The organism is Streptomyces sp. NBC_01463, assembly GCA_036227345.1.
GTDB lineage: Bacteria > Actinomycetota > Actinomycetes > Streptomycetales > Streptomycetaceae > Streptomyces.
In genome coordinates this window covers 6,342,753-6,364,250 of sequence record CP109468.1, presented here as the reverse complement: position 1 = coordinate 6,364,250, position 21,498 = coordinate 6,342,753, and the positions used below count along the sequence as shown (strand labels likewise).

Here is a 21,498-nt window from a genome sequence, read left to right as displayed (position 1 = left end):
CGCGGCGGGGTCAGAGCTCGATGCAGGTGCGCAGCGACTCGCCGGTCCGCATCTGGTCGAGGGCGTCGTTGATCCCGTCGAGCCGCACCCGGTGGGTGATCATCGATTCGAGGTCGATGCGGCCGGCCCGCCAGAGCGCGATGGCCCGCTCGTACGACCGGAGCACGTCCCCGCCGCCGTACATGGAGGGCAGGATCCGCTTCTCGTCGAAGAACAGCTCGAACATGTTGACCTGGAAGTTGTCGTCCATGGCGCCCGCGCCGACGATGCAGAGGGTGCCGCCGCGCCGGGTGTTCTCGTACGCGGTGCGGGCCGTGACCGACTTGCCGACGACCTCGAAGACGTAGTCGAAGCCCTCGCCCGCGGTGATCCGCGCCCTGGCGTCGGCGAACGCGTCGGGCGAAACCGCCTCGGTCGCGCCGAACCGCAGCGCGGCCTCGCGCCGGGAGGCCACCGGGTCCACGGCGACGATCTGGGCGGCGCCCTGCACCCTGGCCCCCTGGATCGCCGAGATGCCGACGCCGCCGCAGCCGATCACCGCGACCGACGAACCGGCCTCGACCTGGGCGGTGTTGATGGCGGCGCCGAGTCCGGTGGTGACCCCGCAGCCGATCAGCGCGGCGATCTCGAAGGGCACGTCGTCGGGGATCGGCACCGCGCAGTCCGCGCCGACGACGACCTCCTCGGTGAAGGTGCCGGTGCCGGCGAAGCCGAAGACATCACCGCCGGGACGCTTGAAGTTGGGGGTGCCCGCGTTCATGAATCCGGCCAGGCACAGATGTGTCTGGCCGCGCTTGCAGGACGGACAGACACCGCAGGCGGGCAGCCAGCAGACCAGCACCCGGTCGCCCGCGCTGAGCCCGGTCACCCCGTCGCCGACGTCGATGACCTCGCCGGCGCCCTCGTGGCCGGGGACGAAGGGGGCGGGCTGCGGCAGCACCCCGTTCATCGCGGAGAGGTCGGAGTGGCACAGGCCGGTGGCCCGGATGCGGAGCCTGACCTTGCCGGGGCCGAAGCCCACCGCCTCGACGTCGTCGAGTACTTCGAGTTTGTCCTGGCCTGTCTCGTGCAGTACGGCTGCGCGCATGGTGCGGCTCCCCTCACGGGCCTGTGGTGCTCTTGAATTCGGTTCGGATTCGGTTCAGGAGTGCTCGACGAAGGTGTCCCCGAGGACCACGGCGTCGTCCCGTTCCGCGGCCCTCACCTCGACGCGGACCTGGTTCGGCGCGGTCCACATCTCGATGCGGAGGGTCTCGCCGGGGAAGACGACCCCGGCGAACCGGGTGCGGTAGGAGCGGACACGGCTCGCGTCGCCGCCGAGCACCGTGTCGGTGACGGCCTTGAGCGTCATCCCGTAGGTGCACAGACCGTGCAGGATCGGCCGGTCGAAGCCGGCCAGCGCGGCGAACTCGGGGTCGGCGTGGAGCGGGTTCCAGTCCCCGGACAGGCGGTACAGCAGCGCCTGGTCCGGCCGGACCGGCCGCTCCACCAGATGGTCGCCCGGGACGGCCGGACAGTCCGTCCGCCCGGACGGGCCGCGCTCGCCCCCGAAACCGCCCTCGCCGCGCACGAAGATCTGGGAGTCGCTGGTCCACAGCGGACCGTCCTCGTCCGCGGCCTCGCTCCGCAGCACCAGCACGGCCGCCTTGACCTTGTCGTACACCGCGGCGACCTTCGTGGTCTGTACGGCGCTGCCCCGCACCGGGAGCGGACGGTGCACCCGCACGCTCTGCCCGCCGTGCAGGACGGCCGCGAGGTCGACGTCGACGCCGGGCGAGGAGAGTCCCCCGGCCATCCCCGCGCCGGCGCCCGCGACGGTGGCGAAGGAGGGCAGCACCTGGAGCCGGGACTCCAGCGTGTACCGCAGCTCACCGGCGTCCACGGCGGGGTCGGCCAGGTCGGGGCGGGCGCCGGCGCCGATCCCGAGGTGGTAGAGCTGGACGTCCTTGTGGTCCCAGCTGATGTTGCTGGTCCGGGGTTCGGCAGCGAGAGCTTTTTCGGCATCAATGGGCATGGGGAAGCTGCTCCTCGACGGTGGAAGACCTCGGCGCGGCCGTCCGCACCGTCGGCCGCACCGAGGTCGTGCGGGGACCGGAGACCACGCCCGTTCTAGAACGCGTTCTAGCCGGTTGGCCCTATGTATAACGCAGGGCCCAGCAGTTGGGAAGACTGCTGACGTCTCGTCAGATTCCTTGCCGGGCTGCCCGTTCACCCCGTTCCCCGGCCTCCGCGGGCCATGACATTTGTCATCACCGAGTCCGTACATGCGCATCTGCCGGGGCGCGCTCACGCTCCGTAGCGTGATCCTCATGAAGCAGACGACGGGGAAGCAGCGGACGACAGGGAACGAGACGGCGGTGGACTTCAGCGGGGTGGTGAAGTCCTTCGGCCGGGCCGGGGCGAGTGTGCGGGCCGTGGACGGGATCGACCTGACCGTGGCACGGGGCGAGACGGTCGCCCTCCTCGGGCGCAACGGCGCCGGAAAGTCCACGGCGATCAGCCTGCTGCTCGGGCTGAACGAGCCGGACGCCGGCACGGTCCGGGTGTTCGGCCGCACCCCCGACCGGGCGGTGGGCGCCGGCCTGGTCGGTGCCATGCTCCAGGACGGCCGCCCCATCCAGCGGGTGACCGTCCGGGAACTGATCGCCTTCGTGGCCTCCACCTACCCGAAGCCGCTGCCGGTCGCCGACGCGCTGGAGCTGGCGGGGGTCGCGGAGTACGCGGACCGGCGGATCGACAAGCTCTCCGGCGGCCAGATCCAGCGCGTCCGGTTCGCCGTCGCGCTGGCCGGCAGTCCGGAACTGATCGTGCTGGACGAGCCGACCGCCGCCCTGGACGTGGAGGGGCGGCGCGCGTTCTGGGACTCCATGCGGGCCTATGCCCGGCGCGGCAACACCGTGCTCTTCTCCACGCACTACCTGGAGGAGGCCGACGAGAACGCCGACCGGATCGTCGTCATCGACCGGGGCCGGATCGTCGCGGACGGCAGCGGCGAGACCATCAAGGCCGCGGCCGGCCACAGCAAGGTCTCCTTCGACCTCGCGGGCCGGCCCACCGCGGGCCTGGAGCTGCTGCCCGGTGTCGTCACCGTCGAGGTGACCGGCGACCGCGCGGTGCTGCACACGGACGACTCCGACGCCACCGTCGTGGAGCTCGCCCGGCTCGGCCTGGTCCGGGACCTCCAGATCTCCCTGGCCACGCTGGAGGCCGCGTTCCTCTCCCTCACCTCCCCCGGGGCCACCGCCCCGGGGACCACGCACCAGGACGCGAAGGAGTCCGTCTGATGTTCCGCTACATCATGCTCGAGATCCGCCGGACCCTGCGCGACGCCACCTTCCTCATCTTCGGTGCCGGAATGCCCGTGATGATGTACCTGATCTTCACGAACATCGGCGGCGACGACGGATCCGACGGCTGGAAGACCAGCTCGATGGTCGGCATGGCCGCGTACGGGGCGCTCGGCTCGGCCATGGCGATCGGCACGGGCGTCTCGTCCGACAAGTCCCTCGGCTGGCTCCAGCAGTTGCGGGTCACTCCGCTCTCCCCGACGCACGCGGTCGTGGGCCGTGCGGTCAGCGGCTCGGTGACCGTGCTGCCGACGATCCTGACGGTGCTGCTGGCCGGCGGACTGCTCAACGGCGTACGGATGGCGGCCTGGCAGTGGATCGTCCTGGTCCTGCTGCTCTGGCTCGGCGCGCTGCCCTTCACCCTGCTCGGCCTGGGCAACGGCTTCCGGCTCACCCCGCAGGGCACCGGAGTGGTCAACGTCGCCTGTCTGATGGGATTCGGCGTGGTCGGCGGGCTGTGGTTCCCGCTGGAGATGCTGCCCGAGTGGCTGCGGTCCATCGGCAGGTTCACCCCGGCCAACCGGTTCGCCGACCTGGGCTGGGCGACCACCGAGGGCCACGCACCGGGCGCCACGACCCTCCTCGTGCTCTCTTCGTGGCTCCTCCTGTTCGGCATGTACGCCGTGATCTCGTACCGTCGGTCCGCGAGGACCGTGTGACGGGAGCGAACATGCCAGCGAACGGACGACAGGCGCGGAAGGAACGGCGCCGGATGCGGAAGGAGGGGCGGCACCCCGGCCCGCCGGGGCCGTACGCCCTGCTGCCCTGGCTGCTGATGGGCCTGGGCTCCTTCTCCAACCTCTTCCAGGGCGAGACCCCCAACCCCTGGATCGGCGGAATCGGACTCCTCGCCTTCAACTCCCTCTACATCTCCGTGGTGTTCCGGGGATTCGTCAAGGAGAAGCGCGAAAGCCCGGTGTCGTACGTCCTGCTGGGCGCGATGGCCGCCATCACCTTCGGCCTGGCGATCGGTTACGGCGGCAGCTGGCTGCTCTACTTCCCGCTGCTCTCACTGGCCTGCGGGACGATCCTGCGCCACCGCCTGCTCGCCGTCGGACTGCTCGGCCTCGCCGTGGCGGCCTGCCTGATCGCGGTGTGGCGCGACGACAGCACGTCGACGCCGTGGACGCTGGGGTACGGGACGTTCATCTCCGGCGCGGTGACGGCCGCGATCCTCACCCTGTCGGAGACCGTGATGGAACTGCGCTCCACCCGGCAGGAACTGGCCCGTACCGCCGTCGAGAAGGAGCGGCTGCGCTTCTCCCGCGACCTGCACGACCTGCTGGGCCACACGCTCTCGGTGATCGTCGTCAAGTCGGAGGCGGCGCGCAGGCTGGCGCCGCGCGACATGGACGCGGCCCTCCTCCAGGTCGCCGACATCGAATCGGTCGGACGCCAGGCACTCACCGAGATCCGCGAGGCGGTCACCGGCTACCGCGAGGGCAGCCTGGCCACCGAACTCGACCGGGCCAGGTCCGCCCTGACCGCCGCCGGCATGGAACCCTCCGTCCGCCGCTCGGGCCCCCCGCTCGCCCCGCAGACGGAGGCGCTGCTGGGCTGGGTGGTACGGGAGGCCGTCACCAACGTCGTCCGCCACTCCACGGCCACTGCCTGCACGTTCGTCGTCGACGGCACCGCCGACCGGGTCCGCCTGACGGTCACCGACGACGGCCGCACCCCGGCCCCGCCGCCCACCCCCGGCATCGGCGGCACCGGCCTGAAGGGCCTCGCCGAACGCCTCGCCACGGCCGGCGGCTCACTGGAGGCGGGCCCCGCCCCCTCGGGCGGCTTCGTGGTCACGGCCGAACTCCCGGCGGACGCACCGGGGGAAGCGGACGGCGACGGGGGACCGGCCCCTACCCTGACCCTGTGAACGAGATGCCGCAGGACCACCGCCCGACCCACTCCGTACGCGTCCTGCTCGCCGAGGACCAGGGCATGATGCGCGGCGCGCTCGCCCTGCTGCTCGGTCTGGAGCCCGACATCGAGGTGGTGGCCCAGGTCGGCGCGGGCGACGAGATCGTGGCCGCCGCGCTGACGTCGCGGCCCGATGTGGCGCTCCTCGACATCGAACTCCCGGGCCGCAGCGGCCTGGACGCGGCCGCCGATCTGCGTGAGGAGGTGCCGGACTGCCGGGTGCTGATCCTCACCACCTTCGGCCGGCCCGGCTATCTGCGGCGTGCGATGGAGGCCGGCGCGGCGGGGTTCCTGGTCAAGGACGGACCGGTCGAGGATCTCGCGGAGGCGATCCGCCGGGTGCTGCGCGGGGAGACCGTCATCGACCCGGCCCTGGCCGCCGCGGCCCTGAGCGCGGGCCCGAGCCCACTGACCGCGCGGGAGCGCGATGCGCTGGTCGCGTCGGTGGACGGCGCGACGGTCGCCGACATCGCGCAGAAGCTGCACCTGTCGGAGTCGACGGTCCGCAACTACCTGTCGTCGGCGATCGGGAAGACGGGCACCCGCAACCGGATGGAGGCGGTCCGGGCCGCGCGGCAGCAAGGCTGGCTCTGAGGTTCGACCGCTCGTCGTCCGATGTCGCACGGGGCCGGCGGATCTCGATGGTGACCCAATGCATCGATCACGTAACCGAGTTGAACAAGCTCGTGTTTCGGCGGCGCCGATCCGGTGACAATGTGATCGTGTCCACAACACCTGACCTCGAACTCGATGACGGTACGCCCGTCCGCTTCCTGCTGACGCCGCCGGGCGGGGTGTCCGCTCCTGCGGCCCCCGTCGCACAGGACGACGGGGACCTTCCCGAGGGCATGGGGCGAGCGGTGCCCGTGGGAGCCGGCGGCCGGGCCGTCGCCAGCTTCTCGGTCGGGGCCCTTCGAGGGGCGCTCAAGCCCGTCGGGCCGCTGCTCCAGGAGGTCCACGATGCCGTCGTGGCGACGCCCGAGCCGCCCACGGAACTGAGCGTGACCTTCGGCGTGCAGGTCGGGCAGGACCTCAAGCTCGGCATCGTCGGCGGCAACGGCCAGGCCCACCTCACGGTCACCGCCAACTGGCGGCCGGTTCCGTCCCGGGGGGCCGACGCGACGCCGGCCTCCGAGTGACGCATGGAGTGGTTCGGAGTCACGGGCGGTGCCCACCACGACGATCCGTCCCGGCTCGTGGTGACGGTACGGCGGCCCGGCGACGGCGGCACCGCGGGCGCGGGATTCGTCCTTGGCCCCGATACCGTCCTGACCTGCGCCCACGTCGTCAATGACGCACTCGGCCGGCCCATGCTCGAAGCGAGACCGCCGCGGCTGGAGGAGATCCCGGTCGAGGTGCGCGGGGAGTCGACCGAACGGTACGAGGCGCGCCTGCTCCACTGGGTCGCCCCGCGGGCCAGGGACGGCGGCGCGGTGCGCGAGGGGGACAGCGAGTGGCTCGGCGATCTGGCCGTGTTACGCGTCGACGGGCCGGCCGGAGGACTGCCCGCCGCGCCCGGCAGGGCCGACATGTCGGCCGACCAGGAAGTGAGCGCCTGGCACGGCGGCGGCCGTGCCGCCACCCTGGCCCGCCTCACCGTCGCCTCGCTCCACGACTCGCTGGGCTACCTCGACGGCAGAGCAACGGGCATGGCGGTCGGCCCGGGTTACAGCGGCGGTCCGCTCTGGTGCCGGCACGAACACGCCGTGGTCGGCCTGGTCGTGGCGCACTTCATGCCACCACGGGACGCGGCCACCGGACTGCCTCTTCCGCACAGTTCACAGCACCTCATCCGACGCAGCTGGGCCATTCCCTGGCAACGCGTCAGAACAGAGCTGGACGCCGTGGGCCTGCGCGACGTCCTGCCCCCGCAGTCGCCGGACCCCGAGGATCCCGCGCTGCTCCTCCTGGTGGAGGCCGTCGGGGACATCCTGTACTCACCGAGCCAGCGCACGGACGTGGCGAAGCGGCTGGCCCTGGCCTGCGGGGTCCGGCACGGGAGCGATGTCACCCCGCCCACGCCCGAGGAATTCGCCCTGTTCCTGCTCGCTCATCCGAGGGCCCTGGCCGCTCTCTCGGCCATCCTGCGGCGCTCCAGCCACCCGGCATCGGCCGACCGTGTACTGGCCGCGGGCTCCCTGTGCGGTAGCGCCAGGATGCTGACCCCGCAGGAGTACGCCGGTCTGCGCAAGCATCTGCGGACCATGGACCGTGCCGTGCTCGCACGGATACCCGAGGCGGCACGGGCCGCCCTGCCCCATGTGGCGGCCTTCCCCGGCGGCGAGTCCCTGGACGCACTCCTCAACCGGCTGGAGGCGCTGCCCGGGGACGGCCACTCCGTGAGCGGGGAGCGCCGGGTCCCGGCGCTGCTGCGGGTCCTGGAGTACGTCGGCGCACTCTCCCCGCCGGCGAAGCGGGCGGAACTGCGCATGTGGGCCGATGGCGTCGCCCAGCGTCTCGGTATCGCGCGGCCGGCCCTGAGCGAGCGCCGGTCGGACGCCCAGGCCTGGGGACGCGCGGTGCGTGACCGCTCCGTGCGGATGCGGGTTCTCGTCCAGGTGACGCGCGCCGAGCGGGGACGTCACCGGCTGCGGATCTGGTGCGACGAGGGGGCGGGGCTCCGGCAGGTCTCCACGGACAGCCTGGTGGCCTATTCGGCGACGGACGGGGCGCGGGAGGTCCTGCGGGTCCTCGACTCCCTGACGCCGCCGGCCGACGACGAGCGGCCGCCGCTGGTCGAGGTGCTGGTGGACCGGGCGAGCCTCAACCTCCCGGTCGACGAGTGGGCGGCGCACGATCCCGACGAGATCGTGCCCGGCGTGCTCGGTGTGGAGTTCCCTCTGGTCGTGCACTGTCCCGAACTCCTGCGCAAACACGGGCGGTTCATCTCGCACTGGCGCAGCCGGTGGAGCCGGCTCGATTCGGGGAAGACTTTCGTCGTCTCGGAGTCCATGGACCGGGACGTCCTCTACTCCCGACTGGTCAACCAACTCGACACGGTGCGCGTCTCCGTGGATGTACCGCCCGGGCTGCGGGACGGCATCGTGCAGACATGTCTCGCTCTGGGCATTCCTGTAGTGGTGTGGGACCGCGGCCGGGACGGCGCTTCGCACCTCGTCCAGCACATGGCGGACGTCGCCACCCGGGAGCTTCCCGACGGCGTACGCGACTACCGGGCGAACGCCCAGGCGAGCCCGCCCGAGTTCCCCGGCCGCCCGGTCCTCGCCTGGGCGGACGCCGACCGCACCGTGCCCCGCCTCCACCTCACCGAACCACAGGAGAGCGCATGACATCCGCTCCCGAGCCCGACTGGCGGCTCTTTCACGGCGACGGGGAGCCCCGGGACGTGGCCCTGCCCCCGGCCCCGCCCTGGCGGCGCTTCACACCGGTCCGGTCGACGCACCCCGACATGCCGTACGTGATCGAGGAGCAGCACGCGAACATCGTGAACGCGGCGCTGCACCTGCGCCGTCCGCTCCTGGTCACCGGGCCGGCCGGTACGGGCAAGTCCTCGCTCGCCCATGCCGTCGCGCATGAGCTCCGGCTGGGCGAACTGCTGCGCTGGCCCGTCAACAGCCGCTCCACCGTGAAGGACGCGCTCTACCAGTACGACGCGATCGGCCGGCTGCGCGAGACGACGCTCAGCCGGGACCGCGGCGAACACGAGCCGTCCATCGGCACCTTCGTACGGCTCGGCCCGCTGGGGACCGCCCTGGTTCCGTCGGCCACGCCGCGCGCGCTGCTCATCGACGAGATGGACAAGGGTGACGTCGATCTGCCCAACGACCTGCTGACGGTCTTCGAGGAGGGTGTGTACGACATTCCGGAGCTGACCCGGCTGCCGGAGGACATGGCCGACGTGGAAGTCCAGACCCTCGACCACCGGGGCACCGTCACGGTGCACCAAGGGGTGGTCCAGTGCGCGGAGTTCCCGGTCGTCGTCATCACCAGCAACGGCGAGCGCGACTTCCCTCCCGCGTTCCTGCGCCGCTGTGTGCGGCTCGACCTCCCCGTGCCGGACGAGGGGAGGCTGCGCGCCATCGTCACCGCCCACCTCGGCGCCGACGCGCTTCGGGCGGCCGACGACCTGATCGACGCCTTCCTCCGCCGCCGCGCCCCGGGGGAGCTGGCGACCGACCAGTTGCTCAATGCGGTGTTCCTCCGTACCGGCGGCGTCGACCTGGACGCGGAGGGCCTGCTGGACGCCGTCCTCCACCAGCTCACCGGGGCGATGTGACATGACCGGTGGCGGGGCGCGGCTGGCCGAGGCACTGCGGGTCCTGTCGGCCTGCGGCCACGAGCTGGACGCGGATCAGCTCCTGGACGTGCTGTGGCTGGCGCGCAGCCTGCCCGCGGGTCCCGGCGCCCCTCTCCACCGGGAGCAGCCCCGGGTCGGCCCACCCGCACCGGGTACCGGTCCCGAGCCCGACCGGGTGTCCCTCCGCCGGCCCACGCCGGAGCCCGACGACCGGGATCTGCCCGATCTGACGGCCCCGTCCCTGTACGCGGCGGCACGCCAGGCCCCGGTGCCCGAGCCGTCGCCCGCGCACCCCGGCCGCGATTCCCGCAAGGCCATGCCCGTGCGCGTCCCCGAGGAGAAGGCCCTCCCCGACGAGCTCGAACTCGGGCGTGCGCTGAGGCCGTTGCGGCGGCGCCGGGACAGCCGCCACCACCTGGAGATCGACGAGGAGCTCACCGCAGCCGAGTTCGCCCAGACCGGTCTGGTCGACGTGGTGCAGCGGCCGGTGCGGGAACGCTGGCTGAACCTGGTCCTGCTCGTCGACGACGGACTGTCCATGCTGCTGTGGCACCGGCTCGGGGCCGAGCTGCGCACCCTGCTGGAGCGGCTGGGCGCCTTCTCCACCACCCGCGTCCTCGGGCTCGACGCGTCGGACGTGCGGCCACGCCTGCACGCGCGTCCCTTCCGGTCCGACGGTCCCGAGCTGCCGCTGAGCACGGTGAACGATCCATCGGGCCGGACCCTGTTGCTGGTGGTGAGCGACGGAATGGGTGCGTCATGGCGGTCCGGCGCGATGCATGCCCTGCTCGCCGAACGGGCGGCCCGCGGTCCTGTCGCGGTGCTGCACACACTGCCGTCCGGCATGTGGGAGGCATCGGGGATCTCCGCCGAGCTGTGGCAGGCGACCACCCGGCGGATCGGGGGCGCCAACTCCTCCTGGCAGATCGTCGATCCGGTGCTGCCGCCGGGGATCGCCCGCTTCGAGGGCGTACCGGTGCCGGTGCTGGCACCGGATGCCTCGTCGCTGCGCGACTGGGCCCGGCTGCTCGCTTCGCCCGGCACGACCGTCGAGTTGCCCCTCCTGGTCCGCCCGGGGCGGTACGGGGCGGCGACCCAACGGAGCCCGGACAGCGCCCAGCACTTCCGGGACGCGGCCACTCCGGAGGCGTACCGTCTCGCGGCTCATCTCGCGGCGGTCTCCCCGCTGTCGGTTCCGGTGATGCGGCTGGTGCAGAGCGCGGTCCCCTGGAAGGCCAGCACCACCCATCTGGCCGAGGTCTTCCTCGGGGGTCTGATCCGGCCGCACCCGGCTCCGGTGCCGGGCCCGCTGCCGGCCAAGCACCGGGTCTTCGACTTCTCCGAGGAATCCAAGGCCGTGCTGCTCGACGCTATTCCGCCGGCCGAGCTCCTGCGGACGAGTCGCCGGATCGGCCGCCGCCTCGATGAACTGGCGGGCAACTCCCCCGACTTCCCGGCCTGGCTGTCCCATCCGGACGGGTCCGCTCAGCTACCGGGTTCGCACCAGCCGTTCACAAGCGTGGAGCGGCGTCTCCTCACCCGGTTCGGGGTGTCGTTCGGCGAGCCCTCGCCCGGCATCGGCCCGGATCCGGAGCGAGAGGCCACCCCCGATGCCGACAGCTGGGGTCCGCTGCTGCCCGAGGACCCACGCCGGCTCGGCGACTTCGTGCTGCGGGGCCGGCGCCGCGGGCACCGCACCGTGGTGTACCAGGGCTTCGACGCGCAGCGCACCGAGGCCGCGCTGCGCGTCCCGCGGCCCGATCTGCCGGGTGCCGGGCGGCTGATCGAGGTGGAGGCGGAGGCCCTGGCCCGGCTCCAGGGCCAGTACGCGCCCACCCTGCTGGCCACCGGAACGCAGGACGGCGCACCCTGGCTGGCCATGACCACCATCGCGGACCAGTCTCCCCAGGACGCCGCCCAGCCCCCGCGACTCGACGAGATCTTCAGCCAGGCGCTCACCGAGGGTGTGGCCCCGTTCGACACCCTGCGCGGGCTCCTTGTCTCCTTCTACCTGGCGAACGCGCTGGCGCTGTGCCACATCAACGGGCTGGTGCCTGCGGACTTCACCGCCGACGGCGTGTTCGTGCTGCGCCGCACGGTGGTGCTGGCCAACCTCTCGGACTGCGTCGTGGACGGGGAGTACCTGGAGCCGGGCCCGGTGCCGACCCGCGAGGACAACGTGCACTCCCTCGGCGGGCTCCTCCAGCTCATCAGCAGCAAGGCCGGCTGGGACATGCCGAACCTGCCGGAGGGGATGCATCTGTGGCAGGGCGACACCTGGGAGCAGTTGCGCCGCCTCGTGCTTCGCTGCATCGACGCGGACCCGGCCCTGCGCCCCACGGCGAGCGAGGTCGCCGAGGTGCTCGGCAAGTACATCGCCCGGACGCGCCCCCGGCGCGAGGGCGCCGGGACACCGTACCCGCCGGCCTCCGTCCGCCGCCTGCCAACCGCTCCGCTCGACCTGCCCCCGCGTGACGGCACCTCCCCGTCCGACGGACCCGGGCCGCGCCTCGCCCGGTTCGGATCCGCCCGCCGGAACGCGGAGGAGCAACTGGAGCGGCTGCGGGTCCCGCTGTCGCACGGCAGACGGCTGACCCTGGTGGGTCCCTACCACTACAGCGGCCGGGCGACCACGACGATGGTCCTCGGCAACCTGCTGGCCGCGGTGCGGGGCGAGCCCGTCCTCGCTCTCGACGCCGCCGCGTCCGTGGGGTCGCTCGACCCGTTCCTCGTCGACCGCAACCGGGCCGTGCTCCGCAACGTGGCGGAGCTGCCGCACTCCGCTTCGTACGACGAGGTCCGCGCACGCACGACACGGCTGCCCTCGGGCCTGGAGGTGATCGCTCATCACCGCGGCCACATCAGTACGAACCCCACGCACGCACAGGACTACGCGCAGGTGCTGATGCGCACGGCGCCGTACTACCCCTTCGTGCTGAGCGACTGGGCCCCCCTGCACCTGAACGAGCCGGCGAACGTGCTCCTGGACCACACCGACACCCTGATCATCTGCTGCAGCAGCACGGACGTGTCCCTGGTCGCGGCGGCAGACGCGCTGGCGGGCGTGCGGGGGGCAGGGCGTGCACACCTGGCGGATTCGGCGATCATCGTGGTGACCGAGGTCGACGGCCGGCGGGGACGGCGGCTGCCCGACGGTCTGGCCCCCCGCCTCCGGGTCGACCCGGACCATGTGGTGCACATCCCCTTCGACGCCGCGCTCCAGTCGGCCTCCTGGGACCTGGGCCGGCTGCGGCCTGCCACCACGGAAGCCTTTCTGGGCCTCGCGGAGTTGGTCCTTCCCCCCGTGGCGGGACCGTCGCCCTGACCGTCCCCGTCTGTGCGGTCCTCAGGCCCTGACCGACCGGTGCCGCGGCAGCCAAAGCACCATCAGCAGGACGCCGCCGAGCAGCACCGCGCCCGCCGTCCGGAAGGCGAGCGCGTAGCCGGCCGTGAGCTCGACGGCGCCGGCCGAACCCTCCGTGCGGGCCGCGGCGACCGTGGAGAGTACGGCGAGGCCGAGGGCGCCGCCCATCGTGCGGGAGGTATTGACGAGGCCGGAGACCAGGCCGGCTTCGCCGGGGGCGGCGCCGGAGGTGGCGAGGGAGGCGAGCGGGGTGGACGCGAGGCCGGTGCCCGCCATCATCAGGATGCCGGGCAGACAGACCGCGGTGAGGTAGGAGCCGTCGGCCGTCATCGTGGACTGCCAGCCGAAGCCGGCGGCGGCCACCGTCGTGCCGATGAGTGCCAGGTTCTTCGCGCCGGTCCGGGCCATCAGCCGGGGCGCGCACTTCGAGCCGACCACGACGGCGACCGAGGTGGGGATCAGGGCGAGTCCGGCCTCCAGCGCGGAGTAGCCGAGCACGTTCTGCGCGTACACGGTCATGAAGTACCACATCGAGAACGTCGCCGAACCCATCACGAGCATCGCCACGTTGGCCGATGCCACCGCTCTCGTCCCGAGCACCCGCAACGGCATCAGCGGCTTCGCCGTGCGGGCCTCGACCAGGACGAACAGGGCGAGCAGGGCCGCTCCGCCCAGCAGCGGCAGCAGTGTCGCGCCCGCCGTCCAGCCGGACTCCTCGGTCTGCACGATGCCGTATGCGACCAGCGCGAGGCCCGCCGTGACGAGGAGTGCGCCGAGCAGGTCGATGCGGCCGCGGTCACCGGCCCGGCCCTCGGCGAGCCAGAGCGCGGCGCCGGTCAGGACGAGCACTCCGACGGGCACGTTGATGAGCAGGACCCAGCGCCAGGACAGCGCGTCGGTGAGCACCCCGCCGATCAGCCCGCCGGCCGCGCCGCCGCCCGCGCCGACGGCCATCCAGGTGCCGATGGCCTTGGTCCTGGCGGGTCCTTCGGGGACGGCGGCGGTGAGCAGGGTGAGGGTCGCGGGGGCGAGCACCGCGGCGCCGAGTCCCTGCGCGGCCCGGGCGGCGAGCAGCTGCCAGCCCTCCTGGGCGAGTCCGCCGGCGAGCGAGGCGGCGGTGAACAGGCCGAGGCCGACGAGGAACATCCGCTTGCGGCCGTAGAGATCGGCGGCCCGCCCGCCGAGCAGCATGAAGCCGGCGAAGGCGATCGAGTAGGCGTTGAGCACCCACTGCAGTCCCGCGGCGCTCAGCCCCAGGTCGGTGCGCATGGACGGGAGGGCGACGTTGACGACGGAGACGTCGAGGACGACCAGGAACTGCCCGGTGCAGGCGGCGAGCACGACCGCCCAGGTGCGGGTCCTGGTCCGGCGGGTACGGAGTGCGGGCGTCGTGACGTCAACCATGGCGTCATACTCGCAGCCGCCCTGCACCCCGTACATCGGTTTCCGGACCGGACCGGCCTCGGTCCTCGGGCGTAGGACCGTCCTCCGGCCGTTCTCAGCCGCGGCGCAGGAGCGTCACCACCGCGGCCCCGCCGAGCCCGATGTTGTGGGCGAGTGCGGTCCGTGCGTCCGGCACCTGGCGGGCCCCGGCCTCGCCCCGCAGCTGCCAGGTGAGTTCGGCGGCCTGGGCGATGCCGGTGGCGCCGAGCGGATGCCCCTTGGAGATCAGCCCGCCGGACGGATTGACCACCCAGCGGCCGCCGTGGGTGGTGGCGCCGGACTCGACGAGCGCCCCGGACTCGCCCTCGCCGCACAGGCCGAGCGCCTCGTAGGTGAGGAGCTCGTTGATGGAGAAGCAGTCGTGGAGCTCGATGACGTCGAGGTCGGCGGCGGTGAGCCCGGAGGTCTCGTACACCTGGCGGGCCGCTTCCCGGGACATGGGCAGGCCGACCGCGTCGATGCAGGTGCCGGAGGCGAAGGATGCCTCGGTGTCGGTGGTCATGGCCTGGGCGGCGATCTCGACGGCCCGGTCGCCGAGGCCGCGTTCCTCGACGAAGCGCTCGGAGACGACGACGGCCGCCGCCGCCCCGTCGGAGGTCGGTGAGCACTGGAGCCGGGTCAGCGGGCGGTGGATGGGTTTGGCGGCGAGGACCTCGTCGACGGTGTACGGGTCCTGGAACTGGGCGTACGGGTTGCCCGCCGAGTGGCGGTGGTTCTTGGCGGCGACGGCGGCGAGCTGCGCCTCGGTGGTGCCGTAGCGCTCCATGTGCTCACGGGCGGCGTTGCCGAAGATCTGGGCGGTGGGCGGGGTCATCTCGAAGCCGTGGGCGGCGGCCATGATGCCGTAGTGCCGGGCGACCGGGGACGTCTTGAAGTCGCCCGCGCCGCCGTCGGCCCCGCCGCCGCCGAGCGATCCGCGCGCCATCTTCTCGAAGCCGAGCGCGAGAACGCAGTCGCTGCCGCCGCCCTCGACGAACTGCCGGGCCATCATCAGGGCGGTGGAGCCGGTGGCGCAGTTGTTGTTGACGTTGTAGACGGGTATCCCGGTCAGCCCGAGTTCGTAGACGGCGCGCTGTCCGGCGGTGGAGGCCTGGAAGCAGTAGCCGACGGCGGCCTGCCGGATGTCCTCGTACGTGACGGAGGCATCGGTCAGCGCCGCGGTCCCGGCCTCCCTGACCATGTCCCAGTACTGCCAGTCGCGGGTCTCGGGCTTCTCGAACTTCGTCATCCCGACGCCGACGATGTATGCCTTCATGGCCTTGCCAGTCATGGTGTCCTCTCAGTCCCTCGGCAGGCCGAGGATGCGCTCGGCGACGACATTGAGCTGAACCTGGGTGGTGCCGCCCGCGATGGTCAGGCAGCGGGACATCAGGAAGCCGTGCACCGCCCGCTCCCCCGCCCCCTCGCACACCGCCCCGTCCGGGCCGAGCAGTTCCAGGGAGAGTTCGGCGATCTTCTGCTGGTGGACGGTCTGGACGAGCTTGCGTACGGAGGCGCCCGCGCCCGGTTCGAGGCCGGAGACCTGCTGGAGCGTGGTGCGCAGTCCGATGCAGGCCAGTGCGTGGGCCTCGGCGGCGAGTGCGCCGATCCTGGCCCGGCAGGCGCCGTCGAGTCCGGCCGCGCGGTCGATCAGCGCTTCCAGGCCGGTGTCGAAGCTCATCTGGTCGGCCATGTGGACGCGTTCGTTGCCCAGGGTGTTGCGGGCGACCTTCCAGCCGCCGCCGGCCTCGCCGACCAGGGCGTCGTGGGGCAGCAGGACGTCGTCGAAGTACACCTCGTTGAAGAGGGAGTCGCCGGTGATCTCCTTCAGCGGGCGGATGTCGATGCCCTCGGTGTTCTTCATGTCGACGAGGAAGTAGCCGAGCCCCTGGTGCTTGGGGGCGTCCGGGTCGGTCCTGGCGAGCAGGATGCCGTGGTCGGCCCACTGGGCGGCGCTCGTCCACACCTTCTGGCCGTTGATCCGCCAGCCCTCGGGGGTCCGTTCGGCCCGGGTGCGCAGGGAGGCGAGGTCGGATCCGGCGCCGGGTTCGGAGAACAGCTGGCACCACTGGAGGTCGCCGCGCAGGGTGGGCAGCAGGTAGCGGTCCTGCTGGGCGGGGGTCCCGTGGGCGATCAGGGAGGGCACCACCCAGGTGGCGATGGAGAGATCGCTCAGCTTCACGCCCTGCTCGCGCAACTCCTGCTGCACGGCGAGCTGTTGTACGGGCCCGGCGTCCAGTCCATAGGGCGCGGGCAGATGCGGTGCGGCGTAGCCGGTGGGGGCGAGGGCGCGGCGGGCGTCCCGCGGGCCGAGGCCGCGGGCGGCGGCGACGGCCTCGCGGGCCGCCGCGCGGTGCGAGGCCGCCTGCTCCGGCAGTTCCAGGGCGAGTTCGCGGCGCGCGCCCGCCCCGGCCAGCCGGACGGCGCGCTGCCGGTGCTCGTCCGCGCCGCCCAGCAGCTGGCGCGCCACCAGGGCGCGGCGCAGATACAGATGGGCGTCGTGCTCCCAGGTGAAGCCGATCCCGCCGAGGATCTGGATGGCGTCCTTGGCGCAGCTGTAGGCGGCGTCCAGCGCGGTCGCCGCGGCGAGCGCGGCGGCCAGGCCCCGCACCTCGTCGGGCTGGTGGGGTTCACCGGCCGCACGGGCGGCGTCCCAGGTCAGCGCGCGGGCCTGTTCGACGCGTACGAGCATGTCGGCGCACAGGTGCTTGACGCCCTGGAACTGTCCGATGGGCCGGCCGAACTGTTCGCGGACCTTGGCGTACTCGGCGGCGGTGTCCAGGCAGCGGGCCGCGGTGCCGCAGGCCTCGGCGGCGAACAGGACGGCGGCGAGATCGCGGACGAGGCCGGAGCCGGTGCGCAGGACGCGTCCGGCGGGGACCAGGACGCCGTCGGCCCGGACCGCGGCGGTGGGCCGGGTGGGGTCGGCGCCGTGGTGCGGGCGCACGGTCAGTCCCGGTGCGGCGGTGTCGACGGCGAACCAGCGGATGCCGGTGGCCGAGGCGGCCGGGAGCAGGAGCAGGCAGGCCTCGGCGCCGGAGAGGACCGGTGGCGGTTCGCCGTCCAGGAGGTGGCCGTCCTCGTGCTCGACGGCGGTGAGCGATCCGGGCCCGAGGGCGACGGCGCCGATGCGGGTCCCGGCCGCCAGGTCGCGTACCAGCGCGTCGGCGCCCGCGGCGTGCAGGACGGCCGAGGCGAGGGCGCTCGGCAGACAGGGGCCAGGGAGTGCGGCGCGGCCTGCCTCCTCAAGGACGACGGCCAGGTCGAGGAGGTCGCCGCCCCCGCCGCCGTACGCCTCGGGCAGATGGATGCCGAGCAGCCCCTGCTCGCCGAGCCCGTCCCAGTACGCGGGGCGTGCGCCGGGGGCGGCGGGGGCTTCCGCGTCGAGGAGTCTGCGGATTTCTCCGGGCGGTACGGCCCGCGCCAGCCATCCCCGTACGGCCTGCGCGAGCTCCCTGTGTTCTTCGGTGATTCCGATGCCCATGCGGATCCTCGCCGGTCGCAGCCACTGGAACGGCGCAAGAGTAGAACACGTTCCAATCTGACGGAAGGTCAGATGAGCACCCAGTTGCGGCCGCGCCGGAAACCGGGCCGGCCGTCTTGACCTGTTCTTGCCTTATTACCGGAATACCTCGGACATCCGGAAGGTTTCACCCTGCACGTACTTGGCGGTCAGTGCTGCCCGCCGCAGGGACCGCGCTCCCGTCCTCACCCTCCCTCTCCTGCCGCCCGGAGGCCGCACGCATGCCACAGACGACGCACGAAACGCCCACCGCGGAGCTTCCTGATCCGCGGGCGCCGAAGGCGGGCCGCGGGATCGTTCCCGTGCTCGCCTTCGCGGGCATCACCGTCGCGGTGATGCAGACCCTGCTCGTCCCCGTCATCAAGGACCTGCCCGCCCTTCTGCACACCGACCCGTCGAACGCCACCTGGGTGATGACGGCGACCCTGCTCGCCGGAGCCGTCTCCACCCCGATCATGGGGCGGCTCGGCGATCTGAACGGCAAGCGCAGGATGCTGCTGGCCAGCCTCGCCGTGATGGTGGTCGGCTCGCTGATATGCGCGTTCACCGACGATCTCGTCATCATGATCGTGGGCCGTGCGCTCCAGGGCTTCGCCATGGGCGCCATCCCGCTGGGCATCGGCATCATGCGCGACGAGCTGCCGCGCGAGAAGCTCGGCTCCGCGATGGCGCTGATGAGCTCCTCGATCGGGGTGGGCGGCGGACTCGCGCTGCCCGCCGCCGCGCTGGTCGCCCAGCACACCGACTGGCACACCCTCTTCTTCGGCTCGGCCGGCCTCGGCGTGCTGGCCATGGGGCTGACCGTGCTGACGGTGCCCGAGACCTCGCTCCGGGCCCCCGGACGGTTCGACGTCACCGGGGCGCTCGGCCTCTCGCTCGGCCTGGTCCTCCTGCTGCTGCCGATCACCAAGGGCAGCGACTGGGGCTGGACCTCGGGCACCACCCTCGGACTGATCGCCGCCGCCCTCGTCGTCCTGGTGCTGTGGGGCCTGTTCGAGCTGCGGAGCGACGCACCGCTGGTCGACCTGCGGACCACGGCCCGCCGCGAGGTACTGCTCACCAACCTCGCCTCGATCATGGTCGGGGTCGCCTTCTACGCCGTCTCGCTGGTCCTGCCGCAGCTGCTCCAGCTGCCGGCGTCGACCGGTTACGGCCTCGGCCAGTCCATGGTGGTCGCCGGCCTGTGCGTGGCCCCGCTCGGCCTGACGATGATGCTCGTCGCCCCGCTGTACGCCCGGATCTCCGCCCGGTACGGCCCCAAGATCACTTTGATGCTCGGCATGCTGGTCATCGCGATCGGCTACGGCGCCGGGCTCGGCCTGATGAGCGCCGCCTGGCAGACCATCGTGATCGCGGTGCTGCTCGGGGCCGGTATCGGACTCGCGTACTCCTCGCTGCCCGCGCTGATCATCGGGGCCGTCGACGCCTCGGAGACGGGCGCGGCCAACGGGCTGAACACCCTGATGCGCTCGATCGGCACCTCGGTGTCGAGTGCGGTGATCGGCATGGTGCTGGCGAACACCTCGGTGCGGATGGGCCCGGTCTCGGTGCCCAGCATGGAGGGCTTCCGGACCTCGTTCATGATCGCGACGGGGGCGGTGCTGGTCGGTCTCGTGCTGGCGGCGTTCCTGCCCTCGCAGCGCTCGGCCGCCTCGCCGGTGCTGCTGGCGAGCAGCGCGGGCGACGACGCCGCGCGCGAGGCGGGGGAACCTCTTCCCCCCGTCCCGCACCCGTACCTCGGTTCCGACGGCTTCCACGGCCGGGTGCTGGAGGCGGACGGGACGCCGGTGGCCGGTGCCAACGTCACCCTGATCGACCGGCACGGCCGGCAGGCCGGGCTCACCACCACGGACGCGGAGGGCCGCTACGCGCTCGCCGCCCCGGGCAGCGGGAGCTTCGTCCTGGCCGGATCGGCCGCCGGATACGCGCCGCGGGCCCGCCCCGCGTCGTACCCGGCGGACGGGCCGCGGAGCGAGACCGATCTGGTGCTGACGCTCAGCGCACCGGAGCGTCGAACCGCGGCGCGGTCGTGAGCAGATGAGAGACGTCCGTCCCCACCGGGAGCTCCTGCGGCTGCGCGCCGCGGGTGAACAGCCTGGCGGGGCGGGCGCCCTGGACCCGGGCCTGACGCCCGTTGACCCGCAGCCATGACCCCTCGCGCAGCCCGAGCACCGGGACGTCGTTCTCCTCCAGGAACTCCCCGAGCCGCTCCTCGCGGGTCTCGCCCTTGTGGGTGCTGTCCGGGTCCGGGTCCAGGTAGTGCGGGTTGATCTGGAACGGGACGAGGCCGAGCGTCTCGAAGGACGGCGGCTGCACGATGGGCATGTCGTTGGTCGTGCGGAGCGTGGGCGCCGCCATGTTCGTCCCCGCGCTGGCTCCCATGTACGGGAGGCCCTCGCGCACCGCCTCGGTGACGGCGTCGCGCAGACCGGTCCTGTAGAGCGCGCTCAGCAGCCGGAAGGAGTTGCCACCGCCGATGAACACGGCGTCGGAGGCGGCGAGTTCGGCGACCGGGTCGGCGTTCTCGTGGACCCCGCGGACGGTGATCCCGGCCGGCTCCAGGGCCTCGCGGACGCGTGCGGTGTACGTGGCGTAGTCGGCGAGCGCGTACGGCACGAAGGCCAGCCGGGCGCCGGACGGCAGGAAGGCCGCGACCGTGTCGAGGGCGTGTTCCAGGTAACCGCAGCCGTGCTGGGTGGAGTTGGAGAGCAGGAGCAGATTCACGGGGTTCCTCTTGGGGTTCTCTTCGGGTCAGATCGTGCGGAGCTGTTCCCGGGTCAGGCGGCCCGGGTCCGGCGGGTCTTCGGCTTCGGGCGCTGCGGCGGGTGGGTGAGGCGCCGCTCCAGCATCTCGGCAGCGTGCCGCAGCGCTTCGAGGCGGCTCTCGTGCGCCCCCTCGAACCGTTCCTCGGCGCCGCCCAGGCTGAGGCTTCCGTAGGGTTCACGGCCGAGGAAGACCGGGACGGCGAGGGTCGCGACGCCGGTGTCGTACTCGCCGACCGTCCAGGCGTACCCCTGGGCCCGGACCTTCAGGAACTCCTGCTCCAGCTGGTCCGGATCGGTGACGGTCCGGTCGGTGAACCGGGCCATCGGGCGCCCCCGGAAGAGCCGGTGGCGCTGCTCGTCCGGCAGGTAGGCGTAGAACGACTTGCTGGTCGCCCCGGCGTGCGCCGGGTAGAGCTCACCGACCAGCGGGTAGTAGCGCAGCGGCCCGGTCTCGCCCTCCTCGGCGGCCACGCACCGCATGTGGAAGCTGTCCGGCAGGCAGAACAGCACGGTGTCGCCGGTGACCCGGCGCAGCTCCTCCAGGACCGGCCCGGCGAGCAGCTCCAGGGAGCCCGAGCGCTCCCAGAGCCTGCCGAGGCGCAGCACGGCGGGGCCGATGCGGTAGCGCCGGGTGGCCGGGTCGGAGACCAGGAAGCCGCGCCCGGCGAGGGTGGCGAGCAGCCGCTGGGCCACCGAGGTGTCCCAGCCGAACTCCTCGGCGACCTCGGTGACGCCCCAGTCGGGTCTGGTCCGCTCGAACGCGAGCAGCACGAGGAGCGCCCGGTCGACGGTTTGCAGGGCCCCGGCGGGGGTGCGCCGGTCCAGATCGAAGTCCGCCATCGTCATCTCACCATTCAGACCTGAATTGCAAATAACGGGAAACAGTTGCGTTCAACGCTATC

Annotated in this window: 16 protein-coding genes; 9 read left to right on the top strand and 7 right to left on the bottom strand. The window is 72.6% G+C overall.

All coding sequences use genetic code 11. The features are described from left to right. Positions 1-10: 10 nt before the first annotated feature. Both OG521_28045 and OG521_28040 read right to left on the bottom strand, forming a co-directional pair. Positions 11-1,087: a Zn-dependent alcohol dehydrogenase gene (locus tag OG521_28045; GenBank protein WUW24408.1), complete on the bottom strand. Its 1,077-nt coding sequence runs from the start codon at positions 1,085-1,087 to the stop codon at positions 11-13. Between the two features lie 54 nt (positions 1,088-1,141). Then, complete coding sequence (locus OG521_28040; protein WUW24407.1) at positions 1,142-2,014, bottom strand: MaoC/PaaZ C-terminal domain-containing protein; 873 nt, start codon at positions 2,012-2,014, stop codon at positions 1,142-1,144. Positions 2,015-2,357: 343 nt separating this feature from the next. Here OG521_28040 and OG521_28035 point away from each other — a divergent pair, with 343 nt between their 5' ends. From OG521_28035 to OG521_28000, 8 genes are all read left to right on the top strand, one after another. Next, the gene (locus tag OG521_28035) at positions 2,358-3,284 is read left to right on the top strand and encodes an ABC transporter ATP-binding protein (GenBank protein WUW26822.1); all 927 of its coding nucleotides are present in this window, start codon (positions 2,358-2,360) and stop codon (positions 3,282-3,284) included. Further along, positions 3,284-4,006: an ABC transporter permease gene (locus OG521_28030; GenBank protein ID WUW24406.1), complete on the top strand. Its 723-nt coding sequence runs from the start codon at positions 3,284-3,286 to the stop codon at positions 4,004-4,006. The genes OG521_28035 and OG521_28030 overlap by 1 nt, the downstream gene beginning before the upstream one ends. A gap of 11 nt (positions 4,007-4,017) precedes the next feature. Further along, the gene (locus tag OG521_28025; protein WUW24405.1) at positions 4,018-5,220 is read left to right on the top strand and encodes a sensor histidine kinase; all 1,203 of its coding nucleotides are present in this window, start codon (positions 4,018-4,020) and stop codon (positions 5,218-5,220) included. Between the two features lie 5 nt (positions 5,221-5,225). Then, positions 5,226-5,858 (top strand): response regulator transcription factor, encoded by a 633-nt coding sequence (locus OG521_28020; GenBank protein ID WUW26821.1) that lies wholly within the window; start codon positions 5,226-5,228, stop codon positions 5,856-5,858. 128 nt (positions 5,859-5,986) lie between these two features. Beyond that, positions 5,987-6,403 carry a hypothetical protein gene (locus OG521_28015; protein WUW24404.1) on the top strand — a complete coding sequence of 139 codons (417 nt, stop codon included), beginning with the start codon at positions 5,987-5,989 and terminating at the stop codon, positions 6,401-6,403. A gap of 3 nt (positions 6,404-6,406) precedes the next feature. Next, entirely contained in the window at positions 6,407-8,554 is a 2,148-nt protein-coding gene (locus tag OG521_28010; GenBank protein WUW24403.1) for a serine protease, read from the top strand. Next, the gene (locus OG521_28005) at positions 8,551-9,501 is read left to right on the top strand and encodes an ATP-binding protein (GenBank protein WUW24402.1); all 951 of its coding nucleotides are present in this window, start codon (positions 8,551-8,553) and stop codon (positions 9,499-9,501) included. Before OG521_28010 ends, OG521_28005 begins: the two co-directional genes overlap by 4 nt. A gap of 1 nt (position 9,502) precedes the next feature. After that, positions 9,503-12,847 carry an SAV_2336 family protein gene (locus tag OG521_28000; GenBank protein ID WUW24401.1) on the top strand — a complete coding sequence of 1,115 codons (3,345 nt, stop codon included), beginning with the start codon at positions 9,503-9,505 and terminating at the stop codon, positions 12,845-12,847. Positions 12,848-12,868: 21 nt separating this feature from the next. On the opposite strand, the gene OG521_27995 is transcribed toward OG521_28000, so the two are convergent. The 3 genes from OG521_27995 to OG521_27985 all read right to left on the bottom strand — a co-directional run bounded on the left by OG521_27995 (position 12,869) and on the right by OG521_27985 (position 17,792). Further along, the gene (locus OG521_27995; GenBank protein ID WUW24400.1) at positions 12,869-14,290 is read right to left on the bottom strand and encodes a DHA2 family efflux MFS transporter permease subunit; all 1,422 of its coding nucleotides are present in this window, start codon (positions 14,288-14,290) and stop codon (positions 12,869-12,871) included. Between the two features lie 94 nt (positions 14,291-14,384). Then, entirely contained in the window at positions 14,385-15,584 is a 1,200-nt protein-coding gene (locus OG521_27990; protein WUW26820.1) for a lipid-transfer protein, read from the bottom strand. 24 nt (positions 15,585-15,608) lie between these two features. Beyond that, positions 15,609-17,792 carry an acyl-CoA dehydrogenase gene (locus OG521_27985; protein WUW24399.1) on the bottom strand — a complete coding sequence of 728 codons (2,184 nt, stop codon included), beginning with the start codon at positions 17,790-17,792 and terminating at the stop codon, positions 15,609-15,611. Positions 17,793-18,052: 260 nt separating this feature from the next. Between OG521_27985 and OG521_27980 the strand changes: the two genes are divergently transcribed. Beyond that, positions 18,053-19,864: an MFS transporter gene (locus OG521_27980; protein ID WUW24398.1), complete on the top strand. Its 1,812-nt coding sequence runs from the start codon at positions 18,053-18,055 to the stop codon at positions 19,862-19,864. On the opposite strand, the gene pepE is transcribed toward OG521_27980, so the two are convergent. Together pepE and OG521_27970 are read right to left on the bottom strand one after the other, a co-directional pair. Next, complete coding sequence (gene pepE / locus OG521_27975) at positions 19,827-20,555, bottom strand: dipeptidase PepE (protein WUW24397.1); 729 nt, start codon at positions 20,553-20,555, stop codon at positions 19,827-19,829. The genes OG521_27980 and pepE overlap by 38 nt on opposite strands. Before the next feature lie 53 nt (positions 20,556-20,608). Then, positions 20,609-21,442, bottom strand: coding sequence for an IclR family transcriptional regulator (locus OG521_27970; protein ID WUW24396.1), 834 nt, complete (start codon positions 21,440-21,442; stop codon positions 20,609-20,611). Positions 21,443-21,498: the final 56 nt, after the last annotated feature.